This is a genomic window from Gemmatimonadaceae bacterium (assembly GCA_016720905.1).
Classification (GTDB): Bacteria; Gemmatimonadota; Gemmatimonadetes; order Gemmatimonadales; family Gemmatimonadaceae; genus Gemmatimonas.
In genome coordinates this window covers 1-16,727 of sequence record JADKJT010000024.1, presented here as the reverse complement: position 1 = coordinate 16,727, position 16,727 = coordinate 1, and the positions used below count along the sequence as shown (strand labels likewise).

Sequence of the window (16,727 nt, the reverse complement as noted above, 5' to 3'; positions counted from 1 at the left end):
GGTGCCATCATCCGTGCCCGCATAGTACACGCCGGCCAGTTTTGGCGATTCAGCCAGCGCCACGATCGTCGGCCACTGCGAGATGCCGTCGTTCTTCGAGACGGTGATGTCACTGCCCTTGAGCCCCATGGTCACGATGTCGTCGCGCTTCTCGTTCTTCGTGAGATCCGGGCTGATCGCTTCCCACGAATCACCGCGATCGGTGCTGCGGAACACGCGGTTGGCCGCGGCCAGCAGAATGCCCGGATTGTTGGGCGACAACAGCAGCGGCGTATCCCAATGGAAGCGATACGCTTCGCCCGTCGTCGCGTTGGTCACATTCTGCGTGGTGGGCCGAATGGACTTGGACTCACCGGTCACCTTGTTGCGCCGAGTCATGTTGCCGTCCTGCGACTCGGTGTAGATGATCTTCGGGTCGCGAATGTCCGGGATGGCCACGAAGCCGTCGCCGCCGAGGATCTGGAACCAATCGTAGTTCATGATGCCGCGATTCATGCGCGCGGCGCTGGGGCCGCACCAGTTGTAGTTGTCCTGCATCCCGCCGCAGATGTTGTACGGGATCTCCATGTCGTAGCCGACATGATAGAAGAGCCCGACCGGGAGGTTGGGGATGAAGGTCCACGTGCGGCTCATGTCGTACGACACGGCGAGCCCGCCGTCGTTACCGGTGAGGATGTGGTTGGGGTTGGCCGGGTTGATCCAGATCGCGTGCACGTCGTCGTGCGTGACCAGCGCGGCATCGGTCTCGAAGGTGCGCGCGCCGTCGACGGACATGTGCAGGCCGACACCGCCCAGGTAGACCCGCTCCGGCGACGTCGGGTCGATGCGAAGTTGCGAGAAGTACATCGGGCGCGGGTTGGTCGCGCTCATCTTGGTCCACGTCGTGCCGCCGTCGTCGGACCGATAGACCCCGGTGCCGGCCTGCGCCGCCGCCGCCCCGACCGCCGGCCGCCGCGCCTTCGGGCGCTCTCGCCACTGCAGGGCGCACCCCGGCCGCCAGGCGCCCGGCCCTTCGACGGCCGCGTACAAGACGTGGCGCTGCCGCGGAAGACGTCGACCGCGATGCGGCCCAGGGAACCGCCGGGCAAGCCGCCGCCCGAGAGCGCGTCCACGTGTCACCACCGTCGATGGACTTCCACAGGCCACTGCCCGGTCCGCCCCCATTCATGCAGCACGCCGTGCGACGCCGCTGGTAGGTAGACGCGAAGAGCGTATTGGGATCGGTCACGCTTTGCGCGAGATCGTTGGCGCCGGTGTCGTCGTCGACCTTGAGCACCTGCTTCCACGTCTTGCCGCCGTCGGTGGTCTTGTACACACCCCGTTCACCGCCGGGGCCAAACAGCGGCCCGGTCGCCGCGACCAGCACCACGTCGTTGTTGCGCGGATCGATGATGATGCGATTGATGTGCTTGGAATTGGCCAGACCCATCAGCGCAAAGGTCTTGCCCCCGTCGGTGGACTTGTAGATGCCACCGCCCCACGAGGTGCTTTGTCGATTGTTCGACTCGCCCGCGCCAACCCATACGAGATCGGGATTGATTTGCGAGACGGCCACATCACCAATGGCAATCAGTCCTTGATCCTGGAACAGCGGTGTAAACATCGCGCCGTTACTGGTGGTCTTCCACACGCCGCCGTGCGCGGTGCCAACGTAGTAGATGGCCGGATTGGCTTCGTATACCGCAAAGTCGGCGACGCGCCCAGACATTGTTGCCGGCCCAATGGAGCGGAAATGCAGCTTCTCGAATTCCTGCGCGACGTTATTGAGCGGTTGTGCCAACAGGGGCCGTGCAGCGACGGTGGCGCTGAGCGCCGATCCGACGAGTAGCACGCGAGGAAGGAACCGGCGGTGTGCAGGCGACATCGGGACTCCAGCGGGTGGAGGAGGCGACAGGCCCATGACGGGACGTCGAGGGGAACTCCCATAGTCTGCAGGTCACGACACACCGGCGCAAACGCCCGTGTTCCCCAACCGACTCACTGGCCAAAGAGCTGTTGCCGAGACGCAACACCGTGCGTCTATCCATCAGCAATTGTTTGCAGCCAGAAGTGCCTTGGAATTCGTAACGTATTTGCTTACAAATAGTTACGAGTTCTTATGGTCCGGCCCGCCATATGCCTAATAGATGAGCTAGCCACTATCGTGCTCCAATCACCCCTTTTGAGGCTGATCGACCCGTGAAGCGATTCCACCTTGCCGTATCCGCGTTGATCCTGGGGTCGGCGCCCTTAGCGGCGTCCGCGCAGGTGGTGGGGAGCGGATCAGGGTCCAACTGCTTTCCGTTTGGCTGCTCCCTGGGTAGCGCCACGGTTTTCCAGCAAGTGTACTCGGCGTCGAATTTCGGTGGCGTTGTCTCCATCAGCGGCCTGCGGTTCTTCCGCGAACGCGAAGGGGCGCTGCGCAACGGCACGTACGATTTCTACCTGTCCACAACGTCGGCCGCCGTGGACGGGCTGAGCGGCACGTTTGACGCCAATCGCGGCGCGGACAACATGTTCTGGGGACAATTCGTGCTGGGGGGAGATGCGCCAAGCGAACTCAGTTTCGTGGGTCGACCGTTTGTGTACGATCCCACCGGCGGGAATCTGTTGCTCGACATTCGCATCTCTGGTGGATGGGGTGGCAGCTCGGTGTTCCGGTCCAACAACGGCGATGCGAACGGCACCTATTCTCGCATGCACGACTATGGCGGCGGGACCAGCGGCTACGGCTTGCAGACTGAATTCACCCAGCCGGAGATTCCCACCCTGGCCTATTCAACCGCCACGGTGCCTGAACCGGGTACGGTCGCGTTGCTTGGTCTGGGACTGGCCGGATTGCTGGCTGCGGGCCGCCGTCGCAAGCACTGAGGGCGCAGCCGACGCGACGCGCCGACCGGTGCGCACGGCCCGGCATCGGGCGGACTCACGTTTCCATCGTGCACGCGCTTGATTCCTGTTTCGCCGTGCGTTGCGCCTTCGGCCAACGTCACACGTTCGAATCGCGCCCGCGACCGCATGCCCGTGCCAGAGTCCGACCCATCATCACCCGACGTTGAACTGAGTCGCGCCCTGGGGACGCGGTACTCGCTCGTGCGAGAGGTAGGCCGAGGTGGCGCATCGCTGGTGTTCCTGGCGCAGGACCACAAGCACGACCGGCAGGTGGCAGTCAAGGTCCTTCGGCCCGAACTGGCCGCCAGCCTCGGCGCCGAGCGCTTTCTGCGGGAGATCGGCACGGCGGCGCGCTTGCAGCATCCACATATCGTCCCCATCTACGATTCGGGCGACGCGGACTCGCTGCTCTATCTGGTCATGCCTTTCGTGGAAGGCGAGTCGCTGCGCGAGCGCCTGGAGCGCGAACATCAACTCACACTCGCCGATGCCTTGCGCCTGACACTTGAGGTGGCGGAAGCGCTCAGCTTCGCGCACAGCCGGAACATCGTGCATCGCGACGTGAAGCCGGAGAACATCCTGCTGTTCCGCGGGCACGCGCTGGTGGCGGACTTCGGCATTGCGAAGCGGCTGGGGCGCGCCGAGGATATCGGCGAATCAGCCCTGACCGATGGCATGTTTACCGGCACGCCGCTGTACATGGCGCCGGAACAGATGTTCCCGGACACACCGGTTGACGAGCGCGCGGACCTGTACAGTCTGGCGTCGGTGTTGTACGAGTTGCTGGAGGGCCGTCCGCCGTACGACGGACCGACTTCGATTGCCATTCTTTCGCGCAAGACGGTGCGCGCGGCGCCACCGCCGCGGCACACGCTGGAGCCCCTGCCGGTGCACGTCCAGTCCGCGCTGCTCAAGGCGCTGGAACGCGAGCGGGAGCAGCGCTTCGCGTCCGTGGCCGAGTTCGCCGAAGCCCTCACGGCCACTCCCGCGGCGCCGTTCACGGCACGCCGCAGTGGCGCGACCACCGTGACGTCCATTGCCGTGCTGCCGTTTGCGAATCGCAGCGGCATCGACAGCGATGACTACCTGAGCGATGGCATCAGCGAGGACCTCATCCACGCGCTCTCCACACTTCCGGGCCTGCGCGTCATTGGCCGCACGTCGGCCTTCGGCTTCAAGGGACGCTCGGACGATGCACGGGCGATCGGCGCCGAGCTTGGAGTCCATGCGGTCCTCGGTGGCGGTGTGCGTCGCGCCGGTGAACGGCTCCGCATCACGGCCGAACTCACGGAAGTCGCCGGAGGATTTGCGCTGTGGTCGGAGCGCTTCGATCGCGACGTCAGCGATTTGTTCGCGGTGCAGGACGAGATCTCGCGGGCGATTGCTGACGCGTTACGCGTGAAGTTGCGCCCGGAGACCGTACGTCTCGTTGAAACACCCACCGCGAATTTTGAGGCGTACGAGTCATACCTCAAGGGGCGATTCGAGTGGAGCCAGCGCACGGCGTACTCGATGCAGCGCTCGCTGGAGCACATGCAGGAAGCGGTTGAGACCGATCCAACCTTCACGCTCGCCTGGACCGGGCTGGCGGATTGCTACCTCACGCTCGCCGTGTACGATGTGCTGGCGCCGGCGCAGGCCATGCCGAAGGCGCTCGCCGCCGCGACGCAGGCGCTGCAGTATCATTCGCGCTCGCCGGAAGGGCTCACCGCACGGGCATCGGCGCGCGCCCTGTACGAATTCGATTGGCCTGGCGCCGAAACCGACTACGTCGCGGCACTCGGTGAGCGCGAGCAAAGCCCGGTCACGCACCAATGGTACGCGATGCATCTGCTGGCACCGCGGCGCCGTTTCCTCGAGGCGCGCGCGCACACGGCCCGGGCGCGCGAGCTTGATCCACTGTCGCCCGCCATCGCGGCCAGCGGCGGAATTCTTCGCTTGTACGAGGGTGATCCCGAGCAGGCCATTCGGGAGCTGGAACTGGTGATCACCCAGCACCCGTCCTTCGGCCTCGCGCATCTCTTCGAGGGGCTGGCGCATTCCGCGTTGGAGCGACACGCCGACGCGGTCCGCACCCTCGAACGGGCCGTATTACTGACGGGACGCAGCATCGAGTCGCAGTCGGCGCTCGCCTACGCGCTGGCACGTGACGGTCGGGTCGAGGCCGCACGCGCCATCCTCGACTCGCTCCACCACACGGCGGCCACGCAATACGTCTCGGCCATTTCGTTGGCGCAGGTCCATGTGGCCCTCGACGAGCCGGAACTCGCCCTGAACCATCTGGAGCGCGCGCAGGCAGATCGCGCGGCAGGCCTCACCTTTCTGTCGGTGCGTCCCAGTTTTGCGCCACTCCGCAATACGCCGCGGTTTGCGAGAATTCTCGAAAGCCTGGAGCGCTGACGCGGGGGTTGCCTGCGTCAACAGGACGCATCACAATGGTCGGCCGACCACCACGCTTCGCAAGAGGTCGAACAGTGAACCGGCCGCGCGCTCGAGTGCCGCAGCCGAAGCATCGTCCGTTCGGGTCGATCCCTCAACCGACGAGCGCGTATCCGCCGGCGACGGCTCCACCGATCGAGGCTTGCGGGTGAGCTTCCCGCTTTCCGATCGATAGTGGTGTGCGGCGTGCCGCGCGGTTCGAGCCAGTTCGTTGAAGAACGTGCCGTACGCCTTGGTGATGCCCTCCACCACGGTGGGCGATTCAGACTCCATTGGTGTGCTCAGCGATCGGAGCCCTTCAACTGTTCACCGAACTTCTCCAGCTCCTCGCCAAGCGCCTTCAGCCCCTTGCCAAAGCCCTTCGCACTGCCGCGGACGAGCGCTCGCACGAGGTCGGTCGCCGAATCCAACATCTCCTTCGACTCACCCTTCGTGACCTTTGACTCTCCGCTATCGGCTGCTGTCTCGTTGACCATGGGTTCCTCCGTTGCAGAGCGAATACCCCTGGAAAGAGTCCAAGGGTCGACTTCATGACCACCGTCAGTCCTCGAACTCCTCCTGCACCTGGCTGAGCATCCAGATTGCCACGAGTCCGACACCCAGTGTCCACCACGCGTATGGCCGCACGGCTTCGATTCCAGGCGTCAGGAGCCCCGGCAACCAGTCAACCGGCAGCCGTGGTGCGACGAACAATACGAGGGTGGTCGCGGTCACCGCTAGCTTCACCTGCCCGATCAACCGCCGTACCGCCCGCTCCGACCGGCTGATGGATCGCGTTCGCGCGTTCGCCGACGACGCCGGTTCCTGCATGCGTTTCACCGCGTCGACGAGGAGGCCCGGCCCCTCCACCGCCAGTTCGATCGCCGCGCGGGCGTTGACCAGACTCGGTCCACGTTCGCAAAGATCGACGGTCTGTCGGAGTCGTTCGTCCGCTACGAAATCGCGAATGAGACTCTGCCAGTTCACGCTCGGGTCCAGCTGCAATACGACCATGTCCCCGATGATGATGGTGCGATAAAGCCGTACCAGCGGCGCGGGCAGTCGCAGTCCGGCACGACGCACCGCGCCGAGGGTTTGCGAGAACAGGTGAAAATTGCTGCGCCGCGCAACGCCAGCGCGTCCCGGCTCCTCACTGGGCTGCTCCACCTCCGCCAGCCAGTCACGCAGGATGCGCTTGAATTCCGCCTCGAACTGCGAGAGATCGCCGGCGGGCAGCGGCTCGACGGTGGCCAGCAGGTGACGATAAGCGGCATCCAGCCGGCCCTCGGCGATCGCCTCGCGCAACCGGAATTCATGCCCCCACAGGCGCTCGTCGAGCCACCCGATCATGCCCAGATCGATCCACGCCAACGTACCGCCCTTCATGACGATCATATTCGCCGCGTGCGGATCGGCGTGAAACAGCCGATGTCGCATGGCTTGTTCGAGAAACGAGCGCACCAGCAACCGCGCGGTGCGTTCCGGGGTGATGCCGAGTGCTGCCCATTGGGCGAGTTGCGCGATGGCCGCCAATCGTTCAGGACGGTCCGCCGACCTACGGTCCTCCGGCGTGCCCCGCGCCGCCGACGACGCCTGCATCAGGGTCTTCACCGACACGCCCACGATCTCTTCCATCGTGATGACCGTCGGCGCACTGAGCTCGGGATAGACGACGGGACAGTAGTGATCGATGTCGTCGTCCAGCATTCGTTGCCGGAGCTGCCGGAAGTTGCGCACCTCTCGGGTAAAGTCGAGTTCCTCGCACGTCAGCTGATGAAGCTCGTTGGCCAGCGCGCGAATACCCATGCGACGAAATGCCTGATGCCAGGCCAGCAGGCGCGCGCACGTGCCGGCGATTGCCAGGTCGACACGGAATCGTTTCTCGATGCCCGGCCGCATCACTTTGACCACCACCCGCGTGCCGTCCAGCAATCTGGCCCGATGGACTTGCGCAATGGACGCGGCGCTGAGCGGCATCACTTCGAATTCGGCGAAGCGCTGTTCGAGCGATTCCAGATGCAGGGCGCGCACCATCCGCTTCGTGATCAACGGCGTGGGTACCGACAGAAGGTCGTCGAGAATGCTCGCGAACTCCATGCAGTAGCGGTCGGGCAGCACATCGTGACGGTGCGCCAGCAGCTGCCCGATCTTGGCGAAGCCTGCGCCGGCACTCTCCAGCTGCCACCGGAGCAATCGCGGCCCGAACACCGGATATCGGCGACGCAGCAGTCCCTCGGTCACTCGCACGACGATGACGCCGGCGAGGAGGAACAGTGCCCGGATCGACCGCGTGATCAGCACGACGGGCAACGGAAGACCCGCGACGATCGTCGCCAGCAACACGTCGTCTTCAGGCCTTCGTCGCTGTCGAGCCAACTGCCCCCCGGTTTGTGTCAGTGCCACTGGAAGGCCGCCCAGTATACTTTCTGCCAGCCCGGAAAGTACGAGCGCGAACCAACCCCGACTAGACGCAATGACCACTCGCCCGAAGCCGAAGAAGATGCGCGTTGCCATTCTGGGCGGTGGCGTCGGCGCGATTTCGGCGGCCTTTGCGCTCACCTCGCCGGACAATCCGGCACATCAGGACCACGAGGTCACCATCTACCAGATGGGATGGCGGCTTGGCGGCAAAGGCGCGAGCGGTCGGAACGCGCGGTTTCATCAGCGTATCGAGGAACACGGACTCCACATTTGGATGGGATGGTACCACAACGCTTTTCGCCTCATCAGAGAGTGTTACCGCGAGCTTGGCCGCGACGCTGGGCAGCCACTGGCCAGCTGGCAGGAGGCGTTCAAGCCGCAAAGCCTCGCCACCTTGATGGACAGGCACAAGACGTTGTGGAAACGATGGGACATCTGCTTTCCCCGCACCCCCGACGTGCCGGGCGGGCGCTACGCCTCGATGTACGGACAACTGCGCATGCTGCACGGCTGGACACGAGCCGCGCGGGCGATGCTGCGCGCGGATCCAGAGAGGGGCAGAACGTTTCTCGCCACGGTGTTTGGCGTACGGTCACTGCCCGGCGTGCTCCGAACGGGGCTGCCCGACGTGCTGCTGTTTCTTCGCGCAATCAGCGCGGATCAACGTCAGAGCGCGGCGCGATGCCGCCGCGTCCGGCGCCTCGCCGACGCACTGCGGGGACGGGTACACGCGGTGATGCGCGCCGGCGAGTTCGACGACCATGACACGCTGCGGCGTTTGACCGCGATGCTCGGCATGCTGTTGACCGTGACGGTCGGACTGATCGACGAAGGCGTCGGCACCGGCGAACGCACCTTCAACGCGCTGGACGAACTGGAGTTGCGCGAGTTCCTGCGCACCCACGGCTGCGAACCGGCCACACTGGATTGTGCGTTTCTGCGCGCCTATTACAACCTCGCGCTCGCGTATCGACACGGCGACTGGACCGATCCCGCCAATGAAAACGCGGCCGCCGGGGTCGCCATCAACATCATGCTGCGCGGGTGCTTCCAGTATCGGGGCGCCTTCATGTGGGAGATGCAGTCGGGAATGGGCGACACGATCTTTGCCCCATACTACGACGTGCTGGTACAGCGTGGTGTGCAGTTCAAGTTCTTCCATCAAGTACGCGAGCTGGAGCTCTCCCACCGGATGCGTCGCGCATCCAGACCATTCATATCGAGCGCCAGGCGGAACCGCGCGACGGACGATACGATCCGTTGATCGACATCAACGGACTGCGCTGCTGGCCATCGGAGCCGCGCTATGATCAACTCGTTGATGGCGAGCGCCTGCGCGCGCGGGTGGCCGCCGGTGACAGCCATCTGGAAGCGAATGCCGGTGGTGGCACAACGGCGGGCGCCGTGACGCTGCAGGCGGGACGCGACTTCGACCGCGTCATTCTGGGCATCCCGGCCATGGCCCTGTCAATCACCGAACCGCTGGCCCGGCAGAGTGTGAAGTGGAAGCACATGCTGAGCGGCGTGGAGACGGTGGCGACACAGGCGGTGCAACTCTGGCTTCAACCGTCCGTCGAGCAGATGGGCTGGCGCCCCAGTCCCTCCGCCGATCAGGTCAGCCGGCGAGCGGTGCTTGGTGCGTACGCCCAACCGTTTCACACGTGGGCCGACTTCAGCCATCTCGCCGCCAGCGAGGATTGGCCGGACCATCTTCGGCCGCACGCCGTGGCCTACTTTCTCGGCACGATACCACATGACGCGGAAGACGCGGCGCAGGCGACCACCGTCAAGGGCAACAGTCAGTACGAGCTACGCGAGTCGGTGCAATGGCTTTCGACATACGCCACGGCGCTCTGGCCGGGCTTGGTCCGCGAGCACGGCGAGCTTGCCTGGGATCTCCTGGTCGATCCCGAGGCGGCCCTCGGTGCGGCGCGCATGGACGCGCAATATCATCGTGCCAACACGCACGGCACCGAGCGCTATGTGCAACACACGGCGGGCACGACGAAGTATCGCCTCAAGGCCCACGAATCCGGTTTTGAAAATCTGGTGCTTGCCGGGGACTGGACCGATACCGGCATCTGCGGCGGCTGCGTGGAGACCGCCACCATGTCAGGACTGCAGGCCTCGCGCGCTATCTCGGGCTATCCGCGTACGGTGATTGGCGAGTCACGCTAGCGGCGCCGGCACGACCGCCGTTATCAGAATGTGCCGGTCACGCCGGCGAGGACGCGTCGGCGATCGATCGATCCACCGTAGATGTGGTATGTCCGCTGGTCGAACAGGTTGGTGGCAATCGTGTGCAATCGGACGCGTGGACGCACCAGATAGCCCGCCCCAGCGTCAATCCGCTGGCTGGATGGAATACGACCCTGAAAGAACCCCGATGACCATTCGTGGGCGGAGGTGACATTCACACCACCCCATGCATCGAAACGTCCGGCCGTGTACGACGCCCGCAGGTTTCCTTTGTGTTTGGGCGTGTTGGGCGCAATCAGATCACCGGGCACCAACGGCACCCCTTCGTCGATGGTGTACCCGAAATACGAGTAGTTCCCATCCACGCGGATGCGCTTGCTGAGTTCGACAGCGACACCGACTTCCACTCCCCGTTCCGTCGCCCGACCGGCGTTTCCGTAGGAGTAGACAATGGCCGTGGTGCCTGCGGCGTCCTGCAGGCGCGTAAGGCCCGAGGCCGGCCCCAGCGCCGCCACCACGGCGGATTCCACGGCCCCGCGCGCCGATGCGTCGACCGATGCGGGCGCCGTCCACCGACCGAACGTCGGATTCGCATACGGCAGCAGCGCACTGACGAAATCCCGCACCACCGAGTAGTACCCGTCGAGCGTGAGGTTGACACGACGCGCAATCTCCCGCCGGAATCCGACTTCGTAACTCGTCACGTGCTCCACGTCGAGCGCGGGATTGCCCAAGGCCAGCGCGGGAACGGCACCGGACTGCGTGAACAGCGTGCCGGACGGCACATTCACCAACGCCGATCCAGCGCGGTGCGCAGCCCTCCTCCAGCGCGCGCAAGTCCGCCGGCAGTCCCAGCGGCACGTGGAGAAAGAAATTCGTCATCCGCGGCGTCTGAAATCCCTTGCCGACCGACGCGCGCAGCGACTGCACCGGCGTGGTGCATACACCATCGCCAGCTTCGGTGAGAACTGTGCGTCGTTCAGATCGGACCCATCCGCGCGACCGGCCGCGACGATGCTCAGACCCGGCCTGGAGTTCGAATTTCACCTGACCAAACGCGCCGCCCGACCAGTCGTTACGCGCATCGTCTGCGGCGACCAACGTGCCGCGGGAATCCACCAGGCTCCGTCGATAGGATCCACCCAGCACGAATTTCACCCGGTCATTCCGCGCCGCTCCGTTCCATTGCGTTTCCACATGCAACAGGCTGGACTGCTCTTCGATCGGTGCACCACTGGCCATCGAATGCTGGTCGGAACTGCGTCCGGAATACCAGCCCATGACGTAGTACCGCCGATCAGTCCACGCGGCCCGCGCCCACGGTCGCCAGGCGTGATCCACCTGAAAACGCCCCACATTGGTCATGAACAGTTGATTGGCCGTGCGTGCCGCACCGCCTTCCAGCGTGCCGATGGCACCGCTGGGGCGATAGTAATCGAGCCGCGCGGTCCCATACACGTTTTCGACCGGATCAGGGGTGCCGGTGGCGGCGCCTGGCAGGCCAGTCAGACGCTGCCCGTTCAACGGCAGCAGCACCTCGAAACCCGGTGCGGTGTGTGCACGGGATAGTCCGCGGTATCCACGCGGCGCCCATACTCCCGCCCAGATCTCCGAGGTTCGTGCGTGAAAGATGCCAATCGTCGCTGCGCGAAAGACCCACGCTGGCGCGCACGCTCGAACTGTTGCGCGCGGCCGAAGACCTTCGCATGCCGCAGGTCAACGCGCACGGTGCCGAGTTCACCACCGGACACCGCCACGCGGCTGCCAATGACGTCGCGCGGAGCGGGGCTGATGAGGTTGATCACGCCGTTGTACGCATTGGCGCCGCAGCGCCGCCGACGGCCCTCTCGCGACTTCAATGCCTCGAGTCATCGATGGGCAGGGACAGCGCACCCATTCCTGAGCCGCGAGGAACGGGATCGCCAGGTCGCGTCCGTCCATCAGCACCAGCATGCGCTGGGCCAGATCGGAGTTGAAGCCGCGCGTGTTCACGTTGAAATCGTGAATGCCATTCGGCGAGACATCCATGCCTGGCAGGCCTTTGATGACCTGCGGCAGCTGCCCGGTGGCGGCGTAGTTGCGAGCCTCCACGCGGTCCACGACGGCGATGGCGATGGGGGCCTCGACCACCCACTGTGGCACTCGGGACCCCGCCGTCACCCGGATTTCCGACAACGCAAACGGATGGCTGCGATACTCGATGCGCAATTCGATCGTGCCGCGTTTCGCCACCTGTATCGGCATCCGCTGCGAGCCCGACGACATCCAGGACACAATCAACGTCCGTGCGCCGGCGGGAACGTCGGCCAGACGGAATCGTCCATCGCGATCTGTCACCGCACGCACGCGGGTTCCTCGACCTCCAGTCGCGCCGACTCGATGGCCAGCTGGGACGTGGCGTGCACGACAACGCCCACCACCGTCCCGCCGTCTTGCGCTGACACGCGCGCGAGCGGCGCACCGACAGCCAGCATGAAGAGAGCAGCCCGATGCAGCCGGCGAACACAGCATCCGCGCGAGAATCCGGAATCCTGACGCATATCGGTGCTTCTCCTGAGTCCGAGGAAACGACCGCGAGCGTCCAGTGGTGTGGCTGCCCGTTTACCGCGTCGTGCCAAGATCGGCTGGCCTTTGAGGATCTAATGCCACCGGCGTGGGCAACACCACCGATCTCTCTCTATTCTGTTCCATAGCCGGCGCATTGGCCTGACCGGGAACACGATTGCCCCATTGTCGGTGGCGCCCGCGTACTCGGACGCGCGGGCGGTTGGCAGGTGGGCGCGCTCAGCATGCGCACCGAGAAGCACCGACGGCGTCTGCACCACCGACCACGTTTCCGCACTGCGGCTGAATCGGGAAATCGGTCGGCGTAGTCGTATCGGCCTGTTGGCCACCAGCCGTGATCCCATGGCGGACACCACAACGTGGTGGCGGTGTCGATGCGCAGATCAATCTCCGGGACGACATCGATCACGGGCTTTGCGGCACGCAGCAAGACGGCGCCAGCTAACCCCGGCGATGAATCGCTATCGCGGCAAGTTCGACTTGAACGCCGATCGCTACGGTGTCTTGCTGCTGGAACATCTGTTTGTGGGCAACGGCTTGACCCCGGCGTCTCCTGCGTCGATCGGCGTTCCGCCATCGCTGGCGCTGGCACGCCTGAGCCCGCGTCCCGCCCACATCGCGTCGGTGCGTCGGTTCACGCACACGCCAGCGCCGACTACATCACAGATTCCATCGGGCGCAATCCGAGGAATCAGGGGCGCCTTCATCACGAGCTGTCGAACGGTGATGTATTAACGCCGAAGTATCACAGGCCTTCGAACGCCGACCGCCCGTTCGCTGTCGCGCGCGGGGTGACGTCCCGGTTGGCGGCTATCGCTACAACGTGGCGCGTGCGACGTACACGCTGGGCACCAGCGGCCGGTGAGCGGCGCCTTGGTGCTTGCGCGCGGCAGCTTCACGATGGGACGCTGTCGGAGATGACCTGGCGCGGGCGCGTGGACGTCTCACCTACGGCTGGTCGCCGAGCCCACGGTGTCGTACAACCGATCAGTGGACCATTCGGCCAGGGCGAATCTCGGATCGGTTCACGACTCACCTACACCATGAGTCCGCGCATGTTCGCCGCGGCGCTCGTGCAGTATCAGTCGCGCACGCAATCGATGACCACCAACGGGCAGATTGCGCGGGGAGTATTCACCGGGCGGCGAGCTGTTCATCGTCTACAGCGACGGTCCGGCTGACCGACGGTCCGGGCTTTCCGGCGCTCGAAAACCGATCGATTATCGTGAAGGCCACGCGACTGTTTCGCTGGTAGGCGGCAGGCGCTCCGCCGCCTAGTTTTCCCGGCATCGAAACTCGGCGCGCTGCCCGCCGTAGGGCAGCGGACGGCCCGACAAACGCCCTTCCCTTCACCATCGAATCCGATGCATTCCCTCTCCTTGCGAACTGTGGCGGCCATCGCCGCCGGCGGCACTCGCCGCTGCCCCCTAAGGCCGCTTTCCAACACCGCCCCGACGCCAGCCAGCGACCCCCTGAAACAACCTCCCAAGGCGGGACTGTTCGACGCCGGCGAATACACGTCGAATCTCAAAGTGGTCGCCAAGGCCGTTTCCGCCAAAAGGTTTCTTGGCGAAACCAACTCCTGACCTGGCCTTCACCGGCAACTACGTCATTCAGGGCAAGATTACAACGGACCGGTGGTGTGGGACATCAGCAATCCCCGCGCCAAAGCTCGTGGTGGCCTACGAGTGCCCCGCGTCGCAGAACGATGTGTCTCGGTGTACAGAACCTGATGTTCATGTCGGCCGAAGCCATGAACGGGCGAGTGGATTGCAAACCGGGCGGTGTGAAAGACGTGGTAAGCAAGGACCGTGCGCGGTGTGCGCATCTTCGACATCACCAACATCCGCGAGCCCAAGCTCGTGGCCAACGCAGATGTGCTGCGGTTCCGCAGCACGCATACCGTGCTGAAGATCCGAAGGACCGCGACAACGTGTACATCTACGTGCCAGGGTCGTCGGGTATCCGGCCGGCCGGGGGAACCCGGCCGAGTGCGTCGCGCCCCCAGCAGCGAAGCCAACTCATCACGCCTGCGCATCGAGATCATCAAGGTGCCACTGGCCAATCCGTCCAACGGCCGCCGTGGTGGGACGCGCGAACATCTTTGCCGGTTTGGGCGCGCCCACCGCCATGGCGCGTCGCCGGCCGACAAGGCCGAAGCTTGACGCGGCCAAGGCCAGGGGGCGTTCACGATCATGATCCCGGCGATGAACGAAGAAGCCGTATCTCCTAATCAGTTCGTGAAGCCGGTGATTGACAGCATCATGAAGGCCCGCAACGCCACGACACCGAACGCGGCCGACACGGCGGCGGCAAAGGCCGATCGTCAACGCCACCGTACAACGCATGATTACGCGCAGGGCATGGCGCCTGGCGGCAAGAGCACCACCATCAGCGAAGGTCGCAGTGCCGACATCAGCGGTATCAGTCCTCGGGTTGGCCGGCGGTGCCTGCGAAGGCCACGGCATCCCTGCTCGATATCAGCAACCCGGTAAACCCGGTGCGTCTCGATGCCGTGGCCGATTCCAACTTTCGCCTACTGGCACTCGGCCACGTTCAACAACGATGGTACCAAGCCGCTGTTCTCCTGCTGCGAAGAGTGGGGCGGCAGGTGGTGCGCCAAATGTCGGCCGCTGGACAAACCCGAGTGGGGTTCGGCCGCCATCTTCGAGATTGTGAACAAGAAGCTGGTGTTCAAGACTACAAGATTCCACGTACCAGACGTCGAACGAAAACTGCGTGGCGCACAACGGCTGGCTGTTCCGATTCGGGTCGCGACGTGATGGTGCAGGCGTGGTATCAGGGCGGCATTTCGGTATTCGACTCAATCGAGCCGCGCACCCGAAGGAAATCGCCGCTTCGATCGCGGGCCGGTGGACGGCTACGCGCATGAAATGGGCGGATCGTGGTCGGTGTACTGGTACAACGGCAACATCGTGAGCTCGGGGAAATCGCCCGTGGCATGGCGCGCAGTTGGTGCCCAGCGAGTTCATCTCGCAAAACCGAGATCGATGCGGCGAAACACCCGTGAAGTGGGACTTCAACGCGCAGGGTCAGCCGAAAATCGTGTGGCCGCCCAGCTTCTCGCTGGCCAAGGCGTATACCGATCAGTTGGAGCGCAAACAGAAAGTGAGTGCGTCGAAGATCAGCGACATTCGCGCGCAGATTGCCGGTGCGGAAAAAGGGCAACAGCGGCGCGCGCAATGCCGCGTTGGGCAAACTGGTGACCGATCCCCGGAGCGGCAGCCGTAGTTGCAGTCCCGGCAGGGTCGACTTGCTGAAAAAGGTGCTGCAGGACTGCGATCGCCGGCCTGGTAGGATGCGACGGGGCGCCGGCGTCTGCGCGCCGAAGCGCCCCGTCAGCGCAGTGCCGCGATGGCGATGCGTCTATCGGTCGATACGGTGGTGTGCCACCACGCCATCCGGTGTGGTCGCCCGCCGGCACAGCCCACCACGGCTTGAGTTTTCATGTCGATGATGGCACTCGGGCCTCGCGTGCTGAGCGACAGGAACACGTACCGGGCGCATCGCGTGTGATCGTGATCCCCTGTGGACGGCTCCGCGCAAGGCAAGCCGTGAGATCTCGCGCCGAGTTACGCGCTCGATGAACCGCACCTCGTGGTTGCGAAGATCCGGAATCACGACGGTTTCACGTCAGGCGTGAACAGACGCGATAGGGCCAGCTGACGCCCTCCGCGGCAGCCGTGAGCGATACCGCTGGCGTTCGATATTTCGCTGACGCCCGGTGGCGTTGGCGCTGCTAACCCACCTCTGCACCAACCGGGGGTCACGTTGATGGCCTCAGGCTGCGCGCTGGCACCCTCGAACTCCGCACAAACGTCCAGGACTTGAGATCGAATTCGGACACCGAGTTGCCGCCAATGTTGCCGGTATATCCGCGCGACCCGTCGGCCGTGATACCGATCATGTGCGATCCGGCGAAGTTGGTGGGGATGGCGCGTCGAACCGCACCGGCGGCGACGCTGGACGATCACCACATTCCGACTCGCCTCGGAGCGTCACGGCAACCAGGCTATCGCCGGGCAGGAACCTGATCCCGTGCGGCGGGCGGTAGTCTCCCGGATCGATGGTGCGCACAACCCGCCGTCCCGGCACATCGATCACGCTCAGCGTTTTGCGAGTTCCTCGGGGCCGGAGTGGTCAGCAACGCCCGTCGCCCGTCAGTGCTGGGCGCGATTTCAGCGGACCAGGTCCGTGGGGATCGTGGCCAACGTGCGACCCGAGGCCGCGTT

The 16,727-nt window shown here is 64.8% G+C and carries 18 protein-coding genes and 1 pseudogene; 10 read left to right on the top strand and 9 right to left on the bottom strand.

Annotated elements, in window-relative coordinates; all coding sequences use genetic code 11:
• Positions 1-661: 661 nt before the first annotated feature.
• Positions 662-1,831, bottom strand: coding sequence for a hypothetical protein (locus IPP90_15945; GenBank protein ID MBL0172182.1), 1,170 nt, complete (start codon positions 1,829-1,831; stop codon positions 662-664).
• A gap of 938 nt (positions 1,832-2,769) precedes the next feature.
• On the opposite strand from IPP90_15945, the pseudogene IPP90_15940 reads away from it, so the two are divergent.
• Both IPP90_15940 and IPP90_15935 read left to right on the top strand, forming a co-directional pair.
• A pseudogene (locus tag IPP90_15940) lies at positions 2,770-2,850 on the top strand (PEP-CTERM sorting domain-containing protein).
• Positions 2,851-2,997: 147 nt separating this feature from the next.
• A complete protein-coding gene (locus IPP90_15935) occupies positions 2,998-5,271 on the top strand; it encodes a protein kinase (protein ID MBL0172181.1) in 2,274 nt (757 codons plus the stop codon).
• 30 nt (positions 5,272-5,301) lie between these two features.
• On the opposite strand, the gene IPP90_15930 is transcribed toward IPP90_15935, so the two are convergent.
• From IPP90_15930 to IPP90_15920, 3 genes are all read right to left on the bottom strand, one after another.
• Complete coding sequence (locus tag IPP90_15930) at positions 5,302-5,583, bottom strand: hypothetical protein (GenBank protein MBL0172180.1); 282 nt, start codon at positions 5,581-5,583, stop codon at positions 5,302-5,304.
• Between the two features lie 8 nt (positions 5,584-5,591).
• Positions 5,592-5,786 carry a hypothetical protein gene (locus IPP90_15925; protein ID MBL0172179.1) on the bottom strand — a complete coding sequence of 65 codons (195 nt, stop codon included), beginning with the start codon at positions 5,784-5,786 and terminating at the stop codon, positions 5,592-5,594.
• Positions 5,787-5,850: 64 nt separating this feature from the next.
• Complete coding sequence (locus IPP90_15920; GenBank protein ID MBL0172178.1) at positions 5,851-7,692, bottom strand: AarF/ABC1/UbiB kinase family protein; 1,842 nt, start codon at positions 7,690-7,692, stop codon at positions 5,851-5,853.
• A 70-nt stretch (positions 7,693-7,762) separates the two neighbouring features.
• On the opposite strand from IPP90_15920, the gene IPP90_15915 reads away from it, so the two are divergent.
• Positions 7,763-8,974 (top strand): NAD(P)-binding protein, encoded by a 1,212-nt coding sequence (locus IPP90_15915; protein ID MBL0172177.1) that lies wholly within the window; start codon positions 7,763-7,765, stop codon positions 8,972-8,974.
• The gene (locus IPP90_15910; protein MBL0172176.1) at positions 8,971-9,888 is read left to right on the top strand and encodes an FAD-dependent oxidoreductase; all 918 of its coding nucleotides are present in this window, start codon (positions 8,971-8,973) and stop codon (positions 9,886-9,888) included. Before IPP90_15915 ends, IPP90_15910 begins: the two co-directional genes overlap by 4 nt.
• A 23-nt stretch (positions 9,889-9,911) precedes the next feature.
• Here IPP90_15910 and IPP90_15905 read toward each other — a convergent pair whose 3' ends face one another.
• The 3 genes from IPP90_15905 to IPP90_15895 form a co-directional block, all read right to left on the bottom strand.
• Entirely contained in the window at positions 9,912-10,700 is a 789-nt protein-coding gene (locus tag IPP90_15905; protein MBL0172175.1) for a TonB-dependent receptor, read from the bottom strand.
• Positions 10,701-11,646: 946 nt separating this feature from the next.
• Entirely contained in the window at positions 11,647-12,255 is a 609-nt protein-coding gene (locus IPP90_15900; protein MBL0172174.1) for a TonB-dependent receptor plug domain-containing protein, read from the bottom strand.
• A complete protein-coding gene (locus tag IPP90_15895; protein ID MBL0172173.1) occupies positions 12,243-12,449 on the bottom strand; it encodes a hypothetical protein in 207 nt (68 codons plus the stop codon). The genes IPP90_15900 and IPP90_15895 overlap by 13 nt, the downstream gene beginning before the upstream one ends.
• A gap of 478 nt (positions 12,450-12,927) precedes the next feature.
• Between IPP90_15895 and IPP90_15890 the strand changes: the two genes are divergently transcribed.
• From IPP90_15890 to IPP90_15880, 3 genes are all read left to right on the top strand, one after another.
• Entirely contained in the window at positions 12,928-13,209 is a 282-nt protein-coding gene (locus IPP90_15890) for a hypothetical protein (GenBank protein ID MBL0172172.1), read from the top strand.
• 95 nt (positions 13,210-13,304) lie between these two features.
• The gene (locus tag IPP90_15885; GenBank protein ID MBL0172171.1) at positions 13,305-13,655 is read left to right on the top strand and encodes a hypothetical protein; all 351 of its coding nucleotides are present in this window, start codon (positions 13,305-13,307) and stop codon (positions 13,653-13,655) included.
• 183 nt (positions 13,656-13,838) lie between these two features.
• Positions 13,839-14,060, top strand: a complete 222-nt coding sequence (locus IPP90_15880) for a hypothetical protein (protein MBL0172170.1) — start codon at positions 13,839-13,841, stop codon at positions 14,058-14,060.
• A 438-nt stretch (positions 14,061-14,498) separates the two neighbouring features.
• Here IPP90_15880 and IPP90_15875 read toward each other — a convergent pair whose 3' ends face one another.
• Positions 14,499-14,648: a hypothetical protein gene (locus IPP90_15875; GenBank protein MBL0172169.1), complete on the bottom strand. Its 150-nt coding sequence runs from the start codon at positions 14,646-14,648 to the stop codon at positions 14,499-14,501.
• A 33-nt stretch (positions 14,649-14,681) separates the two neighbouring features.
• Here IPP90_15875 and IPP90_15870 point away from each other — a divergent pair, with 33 nt between their 5' ends.
• The 3 genes from IPP90_15870 to IPP90_15860 all read left to right on the top strand — a co-directional run bounded on the left by IPP90_15870 (position 14,682) and on the right by IPP90_15860 (position 15,726).
• Complete coding sequence (locus IPP90_15870; GenBank protein MBL0172168.1) at positions 14,682-14,969, top strand: hypothetical protein; 288 nt, start codon at positions 14,682-14,684, stop codon at positions 14,967-14,969.
• A 15-nt stretch (positions 14,970-14,984) separates the two neighbouring features.
• Positions 14,985-15,257, top strand: a complete 273-nt coding sequence (locus IPP90_15865; protein ID MBL0172167.1) for a hypothetical protein — start codon at positions 14,985-14,987, stop codon at positions 15,255-15,257.
• 244 nt (positions 15,258-15,501) lie between these two features.
• Positions 15,502-15,726 (top strand): hypothetical protein, encoded by a 225-nt coding sequence (locus IPP90_15860; protein ID MBL0172166.1) that lies wholly within the window; start codon positions 15,502-15,504, stop codon positions 15,724-15,726.
• Positions 15,727-16,261: 535 nt separating this feature from the next.
• Here the strand turns inward: IPP90_15860 and IPP90_15855 are convergent.
• Positions 16,262-16,402, bottom strand: coding sequence for a hypothetical protein (locus IPP90_15855; protein ID MBL0172165.1), 141 nt, complete (start codon positions 16,400-16,402; stop codon positions 16,262-16,264).
• Positions 16,403-16,727 lie beyond the last annotated feature (325 nt).